Raw genomic sequence first — 18,249 nt, 5'->3', positions numbered from 1 at the left:
GGACAGGATCATGCTCATGAAAGGCGCAGCGGCGGCTTCAGCGGCGTACCGCGCAGGAATTCACTGGCCTTCATCGGCTGCTTGCCCGCGCGCTGCAGATCGATGATCCGGATCGCGCCGCGGCCGCAGGCAATCGTCAACCGATCATCCAGCAATGCGCCGGGGGCACCTGATCCCTGCGCCAGTTCGCAGCGCAGGACCTTGACGCGCACCGATTCACCTTCGATCGGCACTTCGCACCACGCGCCGGGAAACGGCGACAGACCATGGCAATGCCTGAGCACGTCACGTGCCGGCTTCGACCAGTCGATCTTGGCTTCGGCCTTGTCGATCTTGGCAGCATAGGTGACGCCGACATCGCTCTGCGGCGTCAGGCTCAGCCGGCCCCTTTCCAGCGCGCCCATGGCACGCACCATCAAGTCGGCGCCGAGCGGCGCCAGTGCATCGTGCAGGTCCAGCGCCGTCATCGCATCGGTGATCGCCAGCCGCTCGGCCATGGCGACATCGCCGGTGTCGAGACCGACATCCATCTTCATCACCATGACGCCGCTTTCGGCGTCGCCTTCCATGATCGCGCGATTGATCGGCGCCGCACCGCGCCAGCGCGGCAGCAGCGAGCCGTGCAGGTTGAAGCAGCCGAGCGGCGGCACATCGAGAATGTTCTGCGGCAGGATCATACCATAGGCGACGACGACCGCAGCCTCGGCCTCATGCGAGCGGAATTCGGCTTCCGCCTCCGGCGTCCGCAGCGTCTTCGGGGTGAAGACGGGAATGCGGAGCCGCTCGGCCTCGCGCGCCACAGGCGTCGGCTGCAGCTTCATGCCACGGCCAGCGGGCTTTGCTTCGCGGGTATAGACGGCGGCGATCTCATGGCCATGGGCCACGAGTTCGAGCAGCGTAGGCACCGCGAAATCCGGCGTGCCCATGAAGATCAAACGAAGCGACATAGGTCGGAGCCGATCTGTTGCAGCGTTACGCGGAGAAACCTACTCCGCGCGCTTGGCGAGCTTGGTGAACTTCTTCAGCACGCGATCGCGCTTCAGCTTGGACAGGTAGTCGACGAACAGCACGCCATTGAGATGATCGATCTCATGCTGGATGCAGGTCGCGAACAACCCGCTGGCTTCTTCCTCGATGGTCTTGCCGTCGAGGTCCATATAGCGGATCCGCACCGTCGCCGGACGCTCCACTTCCTCGTAATATTCAGGGATCGACAAACAGCCCTCTTCATAGACCGAGAGCTCTTCCGAGGCCGAGATGACCTCTGGATTGATGAAGACACGCGGCTTCTTGCCGTCCTCCTCATCGTCCTTCTTGGCGATGTCCATGGTGATCAGCCGCAGCGGAACCGCGATCTGGATCGCCGCCAGCCCGATCCCGGGTGCGTCGTACATCGTCTCGAACATGTCGTCGGCGAGCTTGCGCACCTCCGACGTCACCTTCTCGACAGGTTTGGAGATCAGCCGCAACTGTTTGTCCGGCAATATGATGATTTCACGAATGGCCATGGCGGGCGATTTAATCTGCGCGCCTGTCCGGGTCAATCCGTTGGAAATGCAGGGGCTTCGATGGCCGTTAACCCATCGGTAACCATGCCAATTAAGGCAGGGCTAACCGTGTCGGTTAAGCTCCACCTAACCACATTTCCTAGGCTTCGGTTAACCAGGGAAATTCATCTTGCATTAACCATAAATGTTCCCTCTTCGTTCGCTTCATCGCCCGAATCGGCTACAAGGATGGGATGAACGAGATCCTTTTCATGATCGGCGACACGCCGGTCACCACCGGCGTGGCATTGATGGGCTTCGGTGCTCTGGCGTTGGGTTTGCTGCTCACCATCGCCATCATCATCGCCCGCTCCGGTAGCCGCGGCGCCGCCATGGCCATGGCACAGGCGATCCGGGCCGATGAACTGGAGGAACGTCTCAGTGAAGTTTTGAAGGCCCAGAACGAGGCCACCGGCCGCGTCGACGCCATGGGCCAGGCCCTGGCGGGTCGTCAGGCCGACATGGCACGCGCGGTGTCCGAGCGGCTGGACTCGGTGACCCACCGTGTCGGCCAATCCATGGAACAGACCACCCGCAACACCATGGAAAGCCTGAGCGCGCTGCATGAGCGGCTGGGCATCATCGACAACGCCCACAAGAATCTCACTGACCTGACCTCGCAGGTGACGACTTTGCGCGACGTGCTCGCCAACAAGCAGTCGCGTGGCGCCTTCGGTCAGGCGCGCATGGAAAGTATCGTCAAGGACGGTATGCCGAGCGGCGCCTATGCGTTCCAGCACACCCTGTCGTCCGGCAAACGGCCGGATTGCGTAATCTTCCTGCCGGACCAGCGCCCGCTGTGCATCGACGCGAAGTTCCCGCTGGAAGCCGTCACCGCGCTGCATGACGCGCGCAGCGACGAAGAGAAGAAATATGCGGCGCAGCGCCTGCGCGCCGACGTGATGAAGCATGTTACCGATATCGCCGAGAAATATCTCGTGCCCGGCGAAACGCAGGATACGGCGCTGATGTTCGTGCCGTCGGAGTCGGTCTATGCCGAGATTCACGATGGTTTCGACGACATCATCCAGAAGGCCTATCGCGCCCGCGTCGTGCTGGTATCGCCGTCGCTGCTGATGCTGGCGATCCAGGTGATGCAGCAGATCCTGAAGGACGCGCGGATGCGCGACGCCGCCGACCAGATCCGTACCGAAGTGCTCAATCTCGGCGACGATCTCGGCCGGTTGCGCGACCGCGTGATGAAGCTGCAGACCCATTTTGGGCAGGCCAACGAAGACGTCCGCCAGATCCTGATCTCCGCTGACAAGATCGAGAAGCGCGCCGGCCGCATCGAGGAACTGGATTTCAGCAAGAGTGAGCCCGCCACCGAGGTGGCCCCGGTCATGGCCAAGACCGCCGCTCCCGACATGTTCGCGCCGCTGCCGCGCAAGATTCAGGCGGGGGAATAGAGCGCTCTTTAGCCTCTCCCCGCTCTTTGCGGGAGAGGCTAAAGAAAGCGAGCCCGAATCTGCTAATCCTCGTCCCATGACCAGCGCGCCTGACTCGTCCGAAGCCGCCCTCACCCTGAAGCCCCGTGCCTCCTGGCGTGAAAGCATGGCGGTATACACGCAGCCGCGGGTGCTGATTGTGCTGCTGCTTGGCCTATCGTCGGGCCTGCCGCTCGCGCTGTCAGGCTCGACACTCCTGGTGTGGATGCGCGAATCCGGCGTCGATCTCGGCACCATCGGGCTGTTCGCCCTCGTCGGTACGCCCTACACGCTGAAGTTCCTTTGGGCTCCGCTGGTCGACGCGCTGCATGTGCCCTTCTTCACGCGGCAATTCGGCCGCCGCCGCGGCTGGCTGGTGTTCTCACAACTGTTGCTGATCGGAGCGATCCTGCTTCTGGCGCTGACCGACCCCGCCCGCTCGCCACTGTTCGTCGCTCTTGGCGCGCTGCTGGTGGCTGCGATGTCATCGACGCAAGACATCGTCGTCGATGCATTTCGTGTGGAGAGCCTGCCGGAAAGCGAACAAGCCGCCGGCATGGCATCCTATGTCGCCGCCTACCGCATCGGCATGCTGATCTCCACCGCCGGCGTGCTGTTTCTGGTCAGCGCCTTCGAGAGCACCGGCATCGCGCGCTCCACCGCATGGATGTGGGGCTATGTGACGATGGCTGCGATGGTGCTGATCGGCACGGTCACGGCACTGGCCGCCACGGAGCCCGAGCAATCCGCGCAGGCCGAAGCGGCCACACGCGACGAGAGCGCCTTCAATCGCGTGCTGCAGGCAGCGATCGGTGCATTCTCCGAATTCCTGGCCCGCAAGGACGCCTGGGCCGCGCTGGCTTTTGTCGTGCTGTTCAAATTCACCGACGCGTTTTCCGGCACGATGACGGCGCCGTTCGTGATCGACCTCGGCTTCACCCGCAACGACTACGCCGCCATTGTCAAAGGCGTCGGCCTTGCCGCTACGCTGATCGGCGGCTTCGCTGGAGGTTTTGTCGCGCGGCGCTATTCACTGGCGGCGAGCCTGTGGATCGGCGCTGTGTTGCAGGCGCTGTCCAATCTCGCCTTCTCATGGCTCGCCATCGTCGGCGTCAATCAATGGGCGCTGGCACTGGCCATCTCGGTCGAGAACTTCACCAGCGCCATCGGCACGGTGATCTTCGTCGCCTACCTTTCGGCGCTGTGCAAAAACCCGCTGCACACCGCCACGCAATATGCATTGCTTACGGCATTGGCTGCCGTAGGACGAACTTATCTGTCGGCAGGTGCCGGCTATGTCGCGCAGGCGACGGGATGGCCGATGTTCTTCGCCATCAGCGTCATCGTCGCGGTACCGAGCCTGATCCTGCTGATCTGGCTGCAGCGCCGCGGGCATTTCGAGATGCTGGGACCGGTGCGGGTTTAGCCAAAGCGAACTCAGTTCGGCTTCGTCACCACGCTCCACTTCGTCACCAGCGCTTCGCTCATCTGCCCGGCCTGCTCGGCGCAGGCGACCTCAGCGATCTTGAGCGCCACTTCCTTGCCGACAAGCTTCTTCAGCTGCGTGGCCTGGGCGTCATTGGCAACCACGATCTCGAACGTCTCAGGTCCTGTCTCAAGATTGCACAGCCCCGCAGGCGCCGGCAGGCGACGCGGCTCGCTGACCACTTGATACACATTGGTGCGTTTGCCCTTGGCATCGCGGCTGCGCATGGCATTGAGCTGCCCGGTCAGCACGTCACCGATCTTCATCGTCTTCGGTGCCACCGGTGCGGCTGGCGCAGCTGGTGTTTCGGTCGCGCCGCTGGCAGCCGTAGCAAACAGGCCGGCCGCGCAAATCACCGCGGCCCAGGTCGGCAAAACCTTCAAGTCGTATCGTGTCATCAATGCTCTTCCAGTTTAAAACAGCGTCCGCTGCCGCATCGCGGCCGACAGCGTGCCTTCGTCAAGATAATCGAGTTCACCGCCAACCGGCACGCCATGTGCCAGCCGCGTCACCTTCACATTGGCCTCCTGCAGGAGGTCGGTGATGTAATGGGCCGTGGTTTGTCCATCCACCGTCGCGTTCAGCGCCAGGATGATTTCGCTCACCTCGGAATCATGCGCACGTGACACCAATGCGTCGATGGTCAGGTCCTGTGGGCCGACACCGTCGAGCGGCGACAGCGTTGCACCCAGTACATGATACTTTCCCGTTGTCGCGTGGGCGCGTTCGAGCGCCCACAAATCCGCGACATCTGCGACCACCACGATTGTCGAGGGATCGCGGCGCGGGTCCGTACAGATGGTGCAGGGATTTTGCGTGTCGATATTGCTGCAGACCTTGCAGACCTGAATCCGGTCGATCGCGACCTGCAGCGCACCGGCCAGCGGCGTCATCAACGCCTCGCGCTTCTTGATCAAATGCAACGCAGCACGCCGGGCCGAGCGCGGGCCGAGCCCGGGCAGCCGCGCGAGCAGTTGAATCAGGCGCTCGATTTCCGGGCCGGCCGTGGACGCCATCTCAGGTGAGGCCCATCCCCGGTGGCAGACCGAGGCCGCCGGTCAGCGCCTGCATCTTCTCCTGCATCGCGGCTTCCGCCTTGCGGCGCGCATCGCCCAATGCGGTAACCAGCAGATCTTCCAGTATCTCGACCTCTTCGGCTTTGACCAGCGACGGGTCGATCTTCACCGCCTTCACTTCGGTCTTCGCAGTCATGCGTACCGACACCAGACCACCGCCAGAAATGCCTTCGACCTCGACATGGTCGAGCTCGTCCTGCATGGCCTTCATCTTTGATTGCAGCTGTGCTGCCTGTTTCATCATGCCGAGAAAATCAGCCATGAGTTTTCCTTCGCAGTTCGATTAATCGTCGTCGTTCAGATTGTCGGCTGCATCGTCGCTAATCAAGTCGCTATCGCTACCGCCGAATTCCGGCGGCTCAGGGGCGATGACACGAACCTCGACTTTCGCACGCGGAAACCGTGCCAGCACTTCCTTGACCCGCGGATCGGCTTCCGCCGCGCGTTGCCGCTCGTTCTTCTGCTCCAGCTGCTGATCGCGCAGCGTCGGCTGTCCCTGTTCGTTGGACACGATCACGGCCCAACGCCGGCCGGTCCATTGTTCGAGCTTCCGCGACAGGTCGTTGATCAGCGTGCGCGACGCCGTGCGTTCCATCGCAAGTTCAAGCCGCCCGTCCTCGATCTTGATCAGGCGCACATCGGCTTCGAGCGCTCCGCGCACCATCAGGTCGCGTTTCTCGCCGGCCAGCGCGACGAGTTCAGGAAAGGTGGAAATCTTCAGCACCGCTGCGGGCGGCGCATCTACCATGCCGGCCTGCGGCCGCGGCGACGGTTCGGCACTGCCGCGCTGCATGGTCGGGCCGCGCGATGCGCTCGACGACATCGTCGGCATGGCGGATGGCATTTGCGCTGACGGCAAGGATGCCGACGGAGCGGACGATGGCGCGGCGCGGCCGCCACCATTGCCGGAGATCATCGTCGACGAACCGCCATTCTGATCGAGCATCCGGATTGCTTCGTCAGGCGTTGGCAAATCGGCAACATAAGCGATACGCACCAGCACCATTTCGGCGGCGGCAGCGGGACGCGTCGCGCCCTGCACTTCGGTGATGCCCTTGAGCAGCATCTGCCACATCCTCGACAGCACGCGCATCGAGAGCTTCGAGGCGAAGTCCCGTGCACGCAGGCGCTCGGTCTCACCGAACGCAACATTATCGGCGGTCGCCGGCACGATCTTTACGCGGGTAACGAAATTGACGAATTCGGCGAGGTCGCTCAGCACCACGATCGGATCGGCGCCGACGTCGTATTGCTCGCGGAACTCGCGGAAGGCGCTGGCGATGTCGCCCCGCGCCAGCGAATCGAACAGGTCAATCACCCGGGTACGATCGGCGAGACCAAGCATCTGCCGGACTGCATCGGCGCGAACCGTGCCCGCGGCATGCGCGATGGCCTGATCGAACAGCGACAGCGAATCGCGCACCGAGCCTTCGGCGGCGCGGGCGATGATGCCCAGCGCTTCCGGCTCAACCTCGACATTCTCTTTGCCCGCGATGTTCGAGAGGTGCTTCATCAGCACATCGGCATCGACGCGGCGCAGGTCGAAGCGCTGGCAACGGGACAGCACTGTCACCGGCACTTTGCGAATTTCGGTGGTAGCGAACACGAACTTGGCGTGTTCCGGCGGCTCTTCCAGAGTCTTCAGGAACGCGTTGAAGGCCGCGGTCGACAACATGTGGACTTCGTCGATGATGTAGACCTTGTAGCGTGCGCTGGAGGGCGCATAGCGCACGCTGTCGTTGATCTGGCGAACATCATCGACGCCGGTATGACTCGCGGCATCCATTTCGAGAATGTCGATATGCCGGCTTTCCATGATCGCCTGGCAGTGGATGCCCGGGGTCGGCATATGGATGGTCGGACCTTTGACCGATCCGTCAGCCATTTCATAATTCAGTGCACGCGCGAGAATGCGCGCCGTCGTGGTCTTGCCGACCCCGCGCACGCCGGTGAGAATCCAGGCCTGCGGAATGCGGCCGGTCTCGAACGCGTTGGAGACGGTGCGGACCAGCGCGTCCTGGCCGATCAGATCGTCGAAACTGCCCGGGCGGTATTTGCGCGCGAGCACGCGATATGGCGTCGCGGCCGCAGGCGGCGGGGCGGCCCCCGAAGAACCTCCCATGTCGAAACCGGTCTGGTGATCATCAGGAGGGGACGTGCCAGCGTCGGTCATCGAGGAATCCGCAATGTGTTATCTCGTAAAGCCGGCTTGCGGAACGTCTGGCGCTTCGTCGGCGGAACGGGACACAGGTTCCGGCCTTTGATGCCGCCTCTATCATCGAACAAGGCGCCCTCCGAGCAAACGACCATGTATAGGGCGCTGAATTTGCTCGATAAAACAAGTAGGAGATTGACGAGCGACCCGATCCGGACCTCGTTAGGGCTGCTTCCTTCCGGACCTGACCCGATTGGCGAGTGGCTCGTCCACCGCCAATCTCCCGGTGCTTATTTGGGGCCAAAATGGTCGGAAAGCAAGCGCGGCGCATGCCGCAAGTCCGCCGCAAGATTTGCGCAACAAAGTCGCAGGAAAACATGGTTCAAACACGCAAAAGCGGCCATGACGGGAGTTGTCTGCGCAGCCGCTTCCTGCGACGCTGCGCGCCTTAATTGAGAGTCCGAATGGCCCCCTCCTCGACCTGGTCGCTGCACGCGCAGCTGCAACAAGACACCATCGACATCGGCGACCTGCCCCTCAGCCGCGTGCTGGTCGTCAAGGACGCGCATTATCCCTGGCTGATGCTGGTGCCGCGCCGCGCCGATGTCACCGAGATCATCGATCTCGACGAGGTCGCGCAGAGCGCGCTGATGACCGAGATCAACCGCGTCGGCCGCGCGCTCAAAGACATCACCAAATGCGACAAGCTCAATGTCGCAGCGCTTGGCAACATGGTGCCGCAGTTGCACGTCCACATCGTTGCGCGCCGCAAGACCGATGCCGCATGGCCGCGGCCGATCTGGGGCGTGATGCCGCCACTCGCCCATGACGCCGCCGAAGTGCAGCGCTTCATCTCAGAACTCCGCCGCAAGATCTGGCTCGGTTGACCATCATGACAAGCACCATGTTTCCGCTCGGCCATCCGGCCTTCGTCTCCAACACGCTCGATCGCGCCGCCCATCTGCGCTTGAACGACGAAAAGCTGTTCGCGCTGGAAGGCAAAAGCTCCTCTCGCGCTTACGTCATTTACCGCGACTCGCTGGTGATGAAGAAAGAAGGCGACAGCCAGCGCGCGCTCCTGACCATCGGCGAAGCGCTGACATTCGGCGCCAATCCCGGCACTGTCTTTCTCGGCCTGCGTGACGGCGATGCCGTATTCGGCATGGGCATCGGCGCAGCCGCCGTCGAAAAGCTGCTGACCCGCGATGATGTCGTGGTCAGCGAACTCCGCGGCATGGCCATGCAGGGCATGGTGCCGCCGGAACAGCTTTCGGCGGTTGCACAGGCCAAGTCGCTGGTGTCCTGGCATCAGCGCCACGGGTTTTGCGCCAATTGCGGCGCCAAGTCGTCGATGGCCGAAGGCGGCTGGAAGCGCGTTTGCCCGAGCTGCAAGACCGAGCATTTTCCGCGCACAGATCCCGTCGTCATCATGTTGGTGGAGAAGGGCGACAAGTGCCTGCTCGGCCGCCAGAAGCAGTTCGCACCCGGCATGTATTCGTGCCTCGCCGGCTTCGTCGAGGCTGCCGAAACCATCGAGGACGCGGTAAAGCGCGAGATCTTCGAGGAATCCGGCATCCGTTGCACCGACGTCACCTATTACATGACGCAGCCTTGGCCCTATCCGTCATCCCTGATGATCGGCTGCTCGGCCCGAGCCATCAGCGACGAGATTACCGTCGACAAGATGGAACTTGAGGACGCCCGGTGGTTTGACCGTGACGAGGCGATGCTGATGTGGAAACGCGAACACCCCGACGGGCTCGCGGGACCGCATCCATTCGCCATCGCGCATCATCTGCTCGGTCGCTGGCTGCATCCCGACCAGGCCTGACCACACGAGGACGTCCTCATGAGTGCCAAGCCCACCCGCATCCTGTGCATCGGTCTGCCTGTTCGCGACCTGACCTTTGCCGTCGAATCCGTACCCGGGCGTGGCCAGAAATTCCCATCCCAACGTTTCGCCCAGATCATCGGCGGAAACGCACTCAACGCCGCCATCGGCGTCAGCCGGCTGGGTGGCCGCGCGTCGATGACCGGGCCAATGGGCGACAAGAGCGAGACCGCCGACCAGTTCCTGTTCGACGATCTTGCCAAGGAAGGCATCGACTCCGCGCATCTGGTGCATATGCCGGGCCTGGTGACACCGATCTCGGCCGTCATGATCGACCCGTCGGGCGAGCGCACCATCGTCACCTTCCGCGATCCGGACCTCTGGAAAGTGAAGCTGCCCGACCACGACCTGTTGCTGAAGGACTGCGACGCGATCCTGATCGAAAGCCGCTGTGCCGGCTTTGCCACCGAGCTTTGTATCGAGGCGCGTCATCGCGGCATTCCGGTCGTCGTCGATATCGACAGTACGCTGTCGCAGCGCGAGGGCCTGCTGACCGCCTCCTCGCATCTGATCTTTTCGGACGATGCGCTGCAATCGACTGCCGGCATCACCGACAATCTCAAGGCGCTGCAGAAAATGGCGACGTTGACCTCCTCGTTCCTTGCCGTCACGCGCGGCCCCAAGGGCACCCTGTGGCTCGACGAGCATGGACATCCGAAGGAAACCCCGGCCTTCCCGGTTCACACCGTGGACACCCTTGGCGCCGGCGACATTTTCCACGGCGCCTTCGCGCTGGAATTCGCGGGCGGCAAGTCGGTACCGGAGGCGCTGCGCTTCGCGTCCGCCGCCGCAGCGCTGAAATGCACCCGCTATGGCGGCGCCTTTGCCTGCCCGCAACGTGCTGAAGTCGAACAGCTTTTAAGGGAATCCAGAGTCGGTGCCCTCTCCTGAGGACACGCAAGGCTTGCTTTAGAAGAATGTTCTATATATGAGGTTACACACCCCCATAATTAGAACAAAGTTCTTCCCATGACCGATATCGCCGACCAGCCCCTTGAATCCACCCGCCGCCTCGATGCGATCGATCGCAAGATCCTGACAGTCCTGCAGGAAGACGCTTCGCTGTCAGTGGCCGAGATCGGTGACCGCGTGGGGCTTTCGTCCACACCGTGCTGGAAGCGCATCCAGCGCCTCGAGGCTGATGGCGTGATCCTCCGTCGGGTCGCCCTGGTCGATCAGAACAAGATCGGCCTCGGTATCTCGGTATTCGTTTCGGTGGAGAGCGGCGATCACTCCGACGTCTGGCTGAAGAAATTCGCCGACGCCGTCAGCGCAATGCCCGAAGTCATGGAATTCTACCGGATGGCCGGCGACGTCGACTACATGCTGCGCGTCGTGGTTGCGGACATGCAGAGCTATGACGTGTTCTACAAGAAACTGATCAGCGCGGTCGCGCTCAAGAACGTCACCTCCCGCTTCGCCATGGAGAAGATCAAGTCGGTCACGGCGCTGCCGGTGCCATCCATGCCGGCCGGCTGAGTAATTTCGCGCGCATCGCCCGGTCAGACCGGGCGATGAGGGCGCCAAATCAATCGTTCTTCTCGATTGAAACAACAATAACGATCAATTAGATTTATTGATCGAACGGCATGATGGTGATGGCCAAACTGGAGTTTGGCCCATGACCGTTCTTTCCGACAATGCGAACCCCACATTCCCATTCGCTGCGCGCAGCCTGCCGCTTCTCCCCGGACTGGCGCTCACAGCCGCCATCGCCGGCACCGCATTCGCCTTGCGCGAAATCCCCTATGTCGGCTTCGCCAGTCCGATGATACTGGCAATCGGCATCGGCATCGCGATCCAGAACACATCCGGCGTGCCGACCGCAGCCGAAGCCGGCATCACCTTCTCCATGCGCAGCATTCTGCGCTTCGCCATCATCCTGCTCGGCCTGCAGCTCACCGCAGCGCAATTGCTGGAGGTTGGCGCCGTCGGTCTTGCGGTGATCGCGGCGACACTCGTTGCAACCTTCCTCTTCACCACCTGGCTCGGTCGCGCGATGGGCATCGACCGCAAGCTTGTCGAACTGATTGCCGCCGGCACGTCGATCTGCGGCGCCTCCGCCGTGATCGCCACCAACACGGTGACCCGCGCATCTGACGAGGACGTCGCCTATGCCGTCGCCTGCGTCACCATCTTCGGTTCGATCGCCATGTTCGCCTATCCATTGCTCTCCGGCGCGCTGCAGCTCGACCCGCATCATTTTGGACTATGGGCTGGCGCTTCGATCCACGAGATCGCCCAGGTCGTCGCGGCCACGTTCCAGCAGAGCCGTGAAGCCGGCGATTTCGGCACCATCGCCAAGCTCTCACGCGTGATGATGCTGGCCCCTGTGGTGATTGCGCTCGGCCTGCTGGCGACGCGTCGCGCGCACGCTATCGGAGCGGAAGCCGGCAATGCCAAAGTGCCGATGCCGTGGTTTGCCTTCGGCTTCGCGGCGATGGTGATCGTCAACAGCCTCATCAACGTCCCACACGCCGCGATGAATGTGATCGTGCCGGTCACGACCTTCCTGCTGACCATGGCGCTTGCCGCAATGGGGCTGGAAACCAATATCCAGAAGCTCCGCGCCAAGGGCCTGCGCCCGCTGCTGCTCGGCGCTGCGGCCTTCCTGTTCATTGCCGGCTTCAGCCTCATGCTAGTGAAGCTGACTACTTAATTTTTTGACGCGTTTTCCTGAGCGAACCGGCCTCCACTTCGCTCGAAAACGCTATGACGGAGATCACATGACGCTCGAACAGCTCCGGATCTTCGTCGCCGTCGCCGAACACGAGCACATGACGCGGGCTGCCGAGAGCCTGCATCTCACCCAATCTGCCACCAGCGCCGCCATTGCGGCGCTGGAAACGCGTTATGCGACGCAGCTGTTTCACCGCGTCGGCCGCCGCATCGAACTCACCGAGATTGGCCGCGCCTTTCTGATCGAAGCCCGGGCCGTGCTGGCACGCGCTACCGCCGCGACGACCCTCCTCACCGATATGGCCGGCATGACGCGCGGCTCCCTTGCGCTGGCCGCGAGCCAGACCGTCGGTAACTACTTTCTGCCGCCTGTCATGGCACGCTATCGGCAGCACTTCCCCGGCATCGACCTCAGCCTCCGCATCGGGAATACCGAACAGGTGGCCGGCTGGGTGCGCGATGGCGAAGTCGATCTCGGCATCGTTGAAGGCGCGGTTGACGATCCGGCCCTCGCGACCCGGCCAGTCGGCGACGACGAACTGGTGCTGGTGGTCGGTCAATCGCATCCATGGGCGCAACAACGCACCATCGCGCCAGCTCTGTTCGCCGAGACGCATTGGGTGCTGCGTGAGGCCGGCTCCGGCACGCGCGCCATCGCGCAATCGGTGCTGGACCGATCAGGAAGCGCGGCCGACCATATTCGCATCGCCATGGAGCTGCCGTCGAACGAAGCCGTTTGCGCGGCCGTCGTGGCCGGCGCAGGCGCGAGCATCATCTCGCGCCTGGCCGCCGCCGCCCTGATCAGCAGCGGCGCTCTCATTGCCATTGATGCCGAGCTGCCGACGCGGCGCTTCGTGCAGCTGCTGCACAAGGAGCGTTACGTCACGCAGGCCGCAAGGGAGATCATGGAGATGATGGAGGAACGATAACGTCGATCGTCTCGCCGGCATGTCGGAATCTGAGAGACGCTCGGTTATTCCCTCGCCCCGCCCTTGCGGGGAGAGGGTTAGGGTGAGGGGCCCTTCGATCCGCAGACACCATCGATGAGGTGAGCATCGTGCCATGCCCCCTCACCCGCCGCTAAGGCGCGGCGACCTCTCCCCGCCTAGCGAAGCTTCGCTTCGCCGGAAGCGGGCGAGGTTAAAGAAATTAAATCGTCTGGTTATATGCGCCGACTTCCGGATGCGTACGCAGTACCACATTCATGGCTTCGAACATGTCATGCATGCGCGCTTCGGAGACCGGGCTTTCGACCACGACCACCAGCTCCGGCTTGTTGGATGACGCCCGCACCAGGCCCCAGCTGCCGTCCTCGCAGGTGACGCGCACGCCGTTGACCGTGACGAGATCGCGGATCGATTGTCCGGCGACCTTGTCGCCCTTCTTCTGCGCATCCTCGAAATGCTTCACAACCGCAGCGACGACACCATATTTGGTCTCGTCGGCACAATGCGGCGACATGGTCGGCGACGACCAGGTCTTCGGCAGCGCCTCCTTGAGATCGGCCATGGTCTTGCCCGGCGCGCGGTCCATCATTTCGCAGATCGCAATCGCCGAGACGAGGCCATCGTCATAGCCGCGGCCGACCGGCGCATTGAAGAAGAAGTGGCCGGACTTCTCGAAGCCCGCGAGCGCCTTCAGCTCATTGGTGCGGCGCTTCATGTAGGAGTGGCCGGTTTTCCAATAGGTCGTCTTGGCATTCTGCTTCTGCAGTACCGGATCCGTCACGAACAATCCGGTCGATTTCACGTCGACCACGAAGGTCGCGTCCTTGTGAACCGCCGACATGTCGCGCGCGAGCATAACGCCAACCTTGTCTGCGAAGATTTCCTCACCGGTGTTGTCGACAACGCCGCAGCGATCACCGTCACCGTCAAAACCGAGGCCGACATCGGCCTTGTGTTCGAGCACCGCATCGCGGATCGCGTGCAGCATTTCCATATCTTCCGGATTCGGATTGTATTTCGGGAAAGTATGATCAAGCTCGGTATCCAGCGGGATCACCTCGCAACCGATCGCTTCCATCACCTGCGGCGCGAATGCGCCCGCGGTGCCGTTGCCGCAGGCAACAACAACCTTGAGCTTGCGCTTCAGCTTCGGGCGATTGGTGAGATCGGCGATATAGCGCGCGGGATAATTCTCGTGGAACTGATAGGAGCCACCGGCCTTGTTCTTGAACTCGGCATTGAGCACGATTTCCTTCAGCCGGGTCATCTCGTCCGGACCGAAGGTCAGCGGCTTGCTGGCGCCCATCTTCACACCGGTCCAGCCATTGTCGTTATGCGAGGCCGTCACCATGGCGACACAGGGCACATCAAGATCGAACTGTGCGAAATAGGCCATCGGCGTCACGGCGAGGCCGATGTCGTGGACCTTGCAGCCGGCGGCCATCAGGCCGGTCATCAGCGCGTATTTGATCGACGCGGAGTAACCGCGGAAATCGTGTCCGGTGACGATTTCCTGCTTCTGGCCGAGTTCAGCAATCAGCGCACCGAGCCCCATGCCCAGCGCCTGAATGCCCATCAGGTTGATTTCCTTGCCGAACAGCCAGCGCGCGTCATATTCGCGAAAACCCGTGGCCTTTACCATCGGCTCGGATTCGTAAGCATAGGTATTCGGCACGAGCAAGGGCTTCGGCTTCGGAAACATCGGAGAACCTCGCATCAATTGGGATCAATCTTGAATGCGCAGGCTTAGCCTTTGCGCACGCCCGTGGGAAGACGTGCGGGTATTCAAGGGTGCGAGTTTGTTTGAAATTGGGCTACAGCGCCAATGGATGACGACATAGGTACTACTGTTCGAGCACCATACGGCCATCTGCATATTCGAAGCGTTTCAACTTCGACAGAAACGACAGGCCGAGCAGGTTCTCGGACAGCGCCTCATCGGGCAGCACCATCGCATCGACATCACGAACAGTGAGTTCGCCGACCTGCACGACAGCAATTCGCGCGCGTGCCGCCTTCAGCGTTCCGTTCGCGGTTGTCACCGTGGCGTTATAATCGGCACGCGACGGACGCAATCCAAATCGCGCCGCCGACTTTTCATTCAATGCGATGACAGATGCGCCAGTATCGACCATGAAGCCGATACGCTGGCCATCGATATTGGCCTCGGTCTGGAAGTGACCTCGCGCATCGCGCGCAATCGACAGGCTGCGGATACCGGCCTTTGCATTGCCTTGTGTCGTGGTCGCGGGTGATGCCGCCTTCGCCATGGCCGGCGTCGTCGCCGTCATCTTGTCGGCCATCTGCGCCATCACGGTGCCCAGACCGACCAGGATCGCCGCGAAGAACATGATACTACGCATACGCAACCTCACTGAACGCAACCAGGGGAACCGCGAGTTCATCACACGGGCTCACCACCGTCCGTTCAGGACGGTCTTTCAGACTGCTATTTTCGCGAAAAGGATGAGCGAAGCGTTAATGAGCGGCACTTTGCCTGATGATCAGGTCCCGCGCGGCTTCACGCGGCGCGTCGGCAGCGCGTTGGCGGGATCTTCCGGCCAGGGATGGCGCGGATAGCGACCACGCAGATCGGAGCGCACATCGAGGTAGCTGCCGCGCCAGAAGCCCGGCAAATCGCGCGTCACCTGCACCGGGCGCTGCGCCGGCGACAGCAATTCGAGCACCAGCGGCACCTTCCCTTTCGCGACCGATGGATGCGTATTCAGCCCGAACAATTCCTGCAGCCGGACGGCAATGGTCGGACCCTGCTCGGCTTCATAGTCGATCGCCAGCACGGTCCCCGTCGGCGCCTCGAAATGCGTCGGCGCCTCCCGGTCGAGCCGCGCGCGCAGCTCCCATGGCAGCAGGCCCATCACGGCATCGGACAGATCGCCGGCCGAAAAATCCTTCAGCGAGGTCTTGTCGAACAATGCCGGCATCAGCCAGCTCTCGCGCGCTGCAGCGAGCGCAGTGTCGGACAGATCGGGCCAGACGTCGCCTTCCGAGGCACGCAGGAACATCACGCGCCCCCGCCACTGCTGCAGCGCCTTCGACCATGGCAGGCGGTCGATGCCCGCGGCCACCAGACCATCGGCGAACACGCGCGCGGTTTCCTCCGACGGTTTCAGCGTGAACGGCGCTTCCGACAATGTGATCGCATGCAGCACACGCTTGCGACGGCCGCGCAGCGACATCGACGCCCGATCGAAACTGACATCGTCGGTATTCTCGATCTGATCGGCGAAACGCGTTTCGATATCGGCCTGCGCGATGGGCGCCGCCAGCAGGATACGGCCATTGGCGGCGGTGCCGGTGAGCTCGGCCACCGCGATATAGGGCGCCCGCGCGAGCGCGGCGCTTTGTTCGATCGACGCGCCCCGGCCGTTGGCCAGCACGAAACTGCCATTGCCGCGGTTCCTGGCCACACGATCGGGGAAAGCGAAAGCGAGCATGGTGCCGGTGGTGAGCTCCTCGTTCTCTTGGGCTAAAGAAGGTTTTTCAACCTGCGACGCCCAGCGCTCCGCCAGTTGCCGCGCGCTGCCGGCCCGTTGCGAACGATCACGGCGGAACAGATCGAGACGGTGATCGAGATCCACACTGTCGCCGCCAAGCCCACGCTCGGTGAGGATGGCAGCGATCTCGGCAGCCTCCTCGCCACGACCGAAGCGCGCCGAATCCACGATCATGCGCGCCAGCCGCGGCGGCAGGGCGAGCGCGCGCAGCGCGTGGCCTTCCTCGGTAATGCGGCCATCACCATCCAGCGCGCCGAGTTCGCCGAGCAGGCCGCGCGCTTCCTTCAGCGCAGGCGCGGGCGGCGGATCAAGGAAAGTCAGTTGCGAGGGATCGCTGACGCCCCATTGCGCGAGATCGAGCACCAGTGTCGACAGATCGGCGCTGAGAATTTCCGGCTGTGTATAGGCCGGCAGCGATGCGGTCTGCGGCTCGTCCCACAGCCGATAGCAGATGCCGGGCTCGGTACGTCCGGCGCGGCCACGGCGCTGATCGACGGCAGCGCGCGAGGCACGCACGGTCTCCAGCCGCGTCAGCCCGATATCCGGCTCATAGCGCGGCACGCGGGCGACGCCGGAATCGACCACGATGCGCACGCCTTCGATGGTCAGCGAGGTCTCGGCAATCGAGGTTGCCAGCACCACCTTGCGCTGCCCCTGCGGCGCAGGCTGGATCGCGCGGTCCTGCACGCCGGCATCGAGAGCACCGAATAAAGGGACGATCTCGATGGACGCATCCTGCACGCGCTCGGCGAGAAAGTTCTGCGTGCGACGGATTTCTGCAGCGCCCGGCAGGAAGGCCAGCACCGAACCGGGATCAGCGCGCAAGGCGGTCGCGATAGCGTCGGCCATCTGCCGCTCGAGCTGGATATCGGGCTTGCGGCCGAGATAGCGCGTCTGCACCGGGTAGGCGCGCCCCTCGCTGGCGATGACCGGCGCGTCGCCGAGCAGTTTTGCGATGCGTGCACCGTCGATGGTCGCCGACATCACCAGAATGCGCAGATCCTCGCGCAATCCGGTCTGCGCATCGCGCGCGAGCGCGAGGCCCATATCGGCATCGAGCGAACGCTCGTGAAATTCGTCGAACAGTACGGCGCCGATATTCTTCAACTCGGGATCGTCGAGAATCTGCCGCGAGAAAATGCCTTCGGTGACCACTTCGATCCGGGTATTGCGCGAGATCTTCGAGCCGAAGCGGACGCGGTAGCCGACCGTCTCGCCGACGCGCTCGCCCAGCGTCTTCGCCATCCGTTCGGCGCTGGCGCGGGCTGCGATCCGCCGCGGCTCCAGCATGATGATCTTTTTGCCCTTCAGCCATGGTGCATCAAGCAGCGCCAGCGGCACACGCGTCGTCTTGCCAGCGCCGGGCGGCGCCACCAGCACCGCGGCGTTGCCGGCCTCCAGCGCGCCTGACAGGTCGTCAAGCACAGCATCGATGGGCAGTGATGTATCGAAGGTTCGGGTCAAATCAGGCTCTGCAATGATCCCGGCTGTCATACGCGGCGGCGGGGCGGCGGACCATCCCACAT

Annotated in this window: 17 protein-coding genes and 1 other RNA gene; 8 read left to right on the top strand and 10 right to left on the bottom strand. The window is 62.9% G+C overall.

Translation table 11 applies throughout. From position 1 onward, the window contains the following. Positions 1-14 precede the first annotated feature (14 nt). Both fmt and def read right to left on the bottom strand, forming a co-directional pair. Positions 15-947 (bottom strand): methionyl-tRNA formyltransferase, encoded by a 933-nt coding sequence (gene fmt, locus AC1RLZ_RS04445; protein WP_493187636.1) that lies wholly within the window; start codon positions 945-947, stop codon positions 15-17. Between the two features lie 39 nt (positions 948-986). Next, the gene (gene def, locus AC1RLZ_RS04440) at positions 987-1,508 is read right to left on the bottom strand and encodes a peptide deformylase (RefSeq protein ID WP_175368577.1); all 522 of its coding nucleotides are present in this window, start codon (positions 1,506-1,508) and stop codon (positions 987-989) included. A 233-nt stretch (positions 1,509-1,741) separates the two neighbouring features. On the opposite strand from def, the gene AC1RLZ_RS04435 reads away from it, so the two are divergent. Together AC1RLZ_RS04435 and AC1RLZ_RS04430 are read left to right on the top strand one after the other, a co-directional pair. Then, a complete protein-coding gene (locus AC1RLZ_RS04435) occupies positions 1,742-2,956 on the top strand; it encodes a DNA recombination protein RmuC (protein WP_371422043.1) in 1,215 nt (404 codons plus the stop codon). Positions 2,957-3,032: 76 nt separating this feature from the next. Next, positions 3,033-4,400, top strand: coding sequence for an AmpG family muropeptide MFS transporter (locus AC1RLZ_RS04430; protein ID WP_493187635.1), 1,368 nt, complete (start codon positions 3,033-3,035; stop codon positions 4,398-4,400). Between the two features lie 11 nt (positions 4,401-4,411). On the opposite strand, the gene AC1RLZ_RS04425 is transcribed toward AC1RLZ_RS04430, so the two are convergent. From AC1RLZ_RS04425 to ffs, 5 genes are all read right to left on the bottom strand, one after another. After that, entirely contained in the window at positions 4,412-4,858 is a 447-nt protein-coding gene (locus AC1RLZ_RS04425; RefSeq protein WP_493187634.1) for a hypothetical protein, read from the bottom strand. A 15-nt stretch (positions 4,859-4,873) separates the two neighbouring features. Then, positions 4,874-5,476: a recombination mediator RecR gene (recR, locus tag AC1RLZ_RS04420; protein WP_089262818.1), complete on the bottom strand. Its 603-nt coding sequence runs from the start codon at positions 5,474-5,476 to the stop codon at positions 4,874-4,876. Position 5,477: 1 nt separating this feature from the next. Further along, complete coding sequence (locus AC1RLZ_RS04415) at positions 5,478-5,798, bottom strand: YbaB/EbfC family nucleoid-associated protein (protein WP_371422046.1); 321 nt, start codon at positions 5,796-5,798, stop codon at positions 5,478-5,480. 21 nt (positions 5,799-5,819) lie between these two features. After that, positions 5,820-7,709 carry a DNA polymerase III subunit gamma/tau gene (locus AC1RLZ_RS04410; protein ID WP_493187633.1) on the bottom strand — a complete coding sequence of 630 codons (1,890 nt, stop codon included), beginning with the start codon at positions 7,707-7,709 and terminating at the stop codon, positions 5,820-5,822. 169 nt (positions 7,710-7,878) lie between these two features. Next, positions 7,879-7,975, bottom strand: an RNA gene (gene ffs / locus AC1RLZ_RS04405) — signal recognition particle sRNA small type. Between the two features lie 180 nt (positions 7,976-8,155). Here ffs and AC1RLZ_RS04400 point away from each other — a divergent pair. From AC1RLZ_RS04400 to AC1RLZ_RS04375, 6 genes are all read left to right on the top strand, one after another. Further along, positions 8,156-8,578 (top strand): HIT domain-containing protein, encoded by a 423-nt coding sequence (locus AC1RLZ_RS04400; protein WP_493187632.1) that lies wholly within the window; start codon positions 8,156-8,158, stop codon positions 8,576-8,578. 5 nt (positions 8,579-8,583) lie between these two features. Beyond that, positions 8,584-9,522 (top strand): NAD(+) diphosphatase, encoded by a 939-nt coding sequence (gene nudC, locus AC1RLZ_RS04395; RefSeq protein ID WP_493187631.1) that lies wholly within the window; start codon positions 8,584-8,586, stop codon positions 9,520-9,522. A gap of 18 nt (positions 9,523-9,540) precedes the next feature. Then, a complete protein-coding gene (locus AC1RLZ_RS04390) occupies positions 9,541-10,473 on the top strand; it encodes a sugar kinase (protein ID WP_493187630.1) in 933 nt (310 codons plus the stop codon). 78 nt (positions 10,474-10,551) lie between these two features. Then, complete coding sequence (locus AC1RLZ_RS04385; protein ID WP_371422051.1) at positions 10,552-11,061, top strand: Lrp/AsnC family transcriptional regulator; 510 nt, start codon at positions 10,552-10,554, stop codon at positions 11,059-11,061. Between the two features lie 142 nt (positions 11,062-11,203). Beyond that, positions 11,204-12,241, top strand: a complete 1,038-nt coding sequence (locus tag AC1RLZ_RS04380; protein WP_493187629.1) for a YeiH family protein — start codon at positions 11,204-11,206, stop codon at positions 12,239-12,241. Positions 12,242-12,308: 67 nt separating this feature from the next. Beyond that, entirely contained in the window at positions 12,309-13,190 is an 882-nt protein-coding gene (locus tag AC1RLZ_RS04375; protein ID WP_493187628.1) for a LysR substrate-binding domain-containing protein, read from the top strand. A 220-nt stretch (positions 13,191-13,410) separates the two neighbouring features. On the opposite strand, the gene AC1RLZ_RS04370 is transcribed toward AC1RLZ_RS04375, so the two are convergent. The 3 genes from AC1RLZ_RS04370 to hrpB all read right to left on the bottom strand — a co-directional run bounded on the left by AC1RLZ_RS04370 (position 13,411) and on the right by hrpB (position 18,187). After that, positions 13,411-14,910, bottom strand: a complete 1,500-nt coding sequence (locus AC1RLZ_RS04370) for a phosphomannomutase/phosphoglucomutase (protein ID WP_439065782.1) — start codon at positions 14,908-14,910, stop codon at positions 13,411-13,413. Positions 14,911-15,052: 142 nt separating this feature from the next. After that, positions 15,053-15,571 (bottom strand): TIGR02281 family clan AA aspartic protease, encoded by a 519-nt coding sequence (locus AC1RLZ_RS04365; RefSeq protein ID WP_493187627.1) that lies wholly within the window; start codon positions 15,569-15,571, stop codon positions 15,053-15,055. Between the two features lie 141 nt (positions 15,572-15,712). Then, positions 15,713-18,187, bottom strand: a complete 2,475-nt coding sequence (gene hrpB / locus AC1RLZ_RS04360) for an ATP-dependent helicase HrpB (RefSeq protein WP_493187626.1) — start codon at positions 18,185-18,187, stop codon at positions 15,713-15,715. Positions 18,188-18,249: the final 62 nt, after the last annotated feature.

The organism is Tardiphaga sp. GW822-FHT04G09 (genome assembly GCF_058800725.1).
Note: the sequence above shows the minus strand (reverse complement) of the source record. Positions and strands in the feature narration are given on the sequence as shown.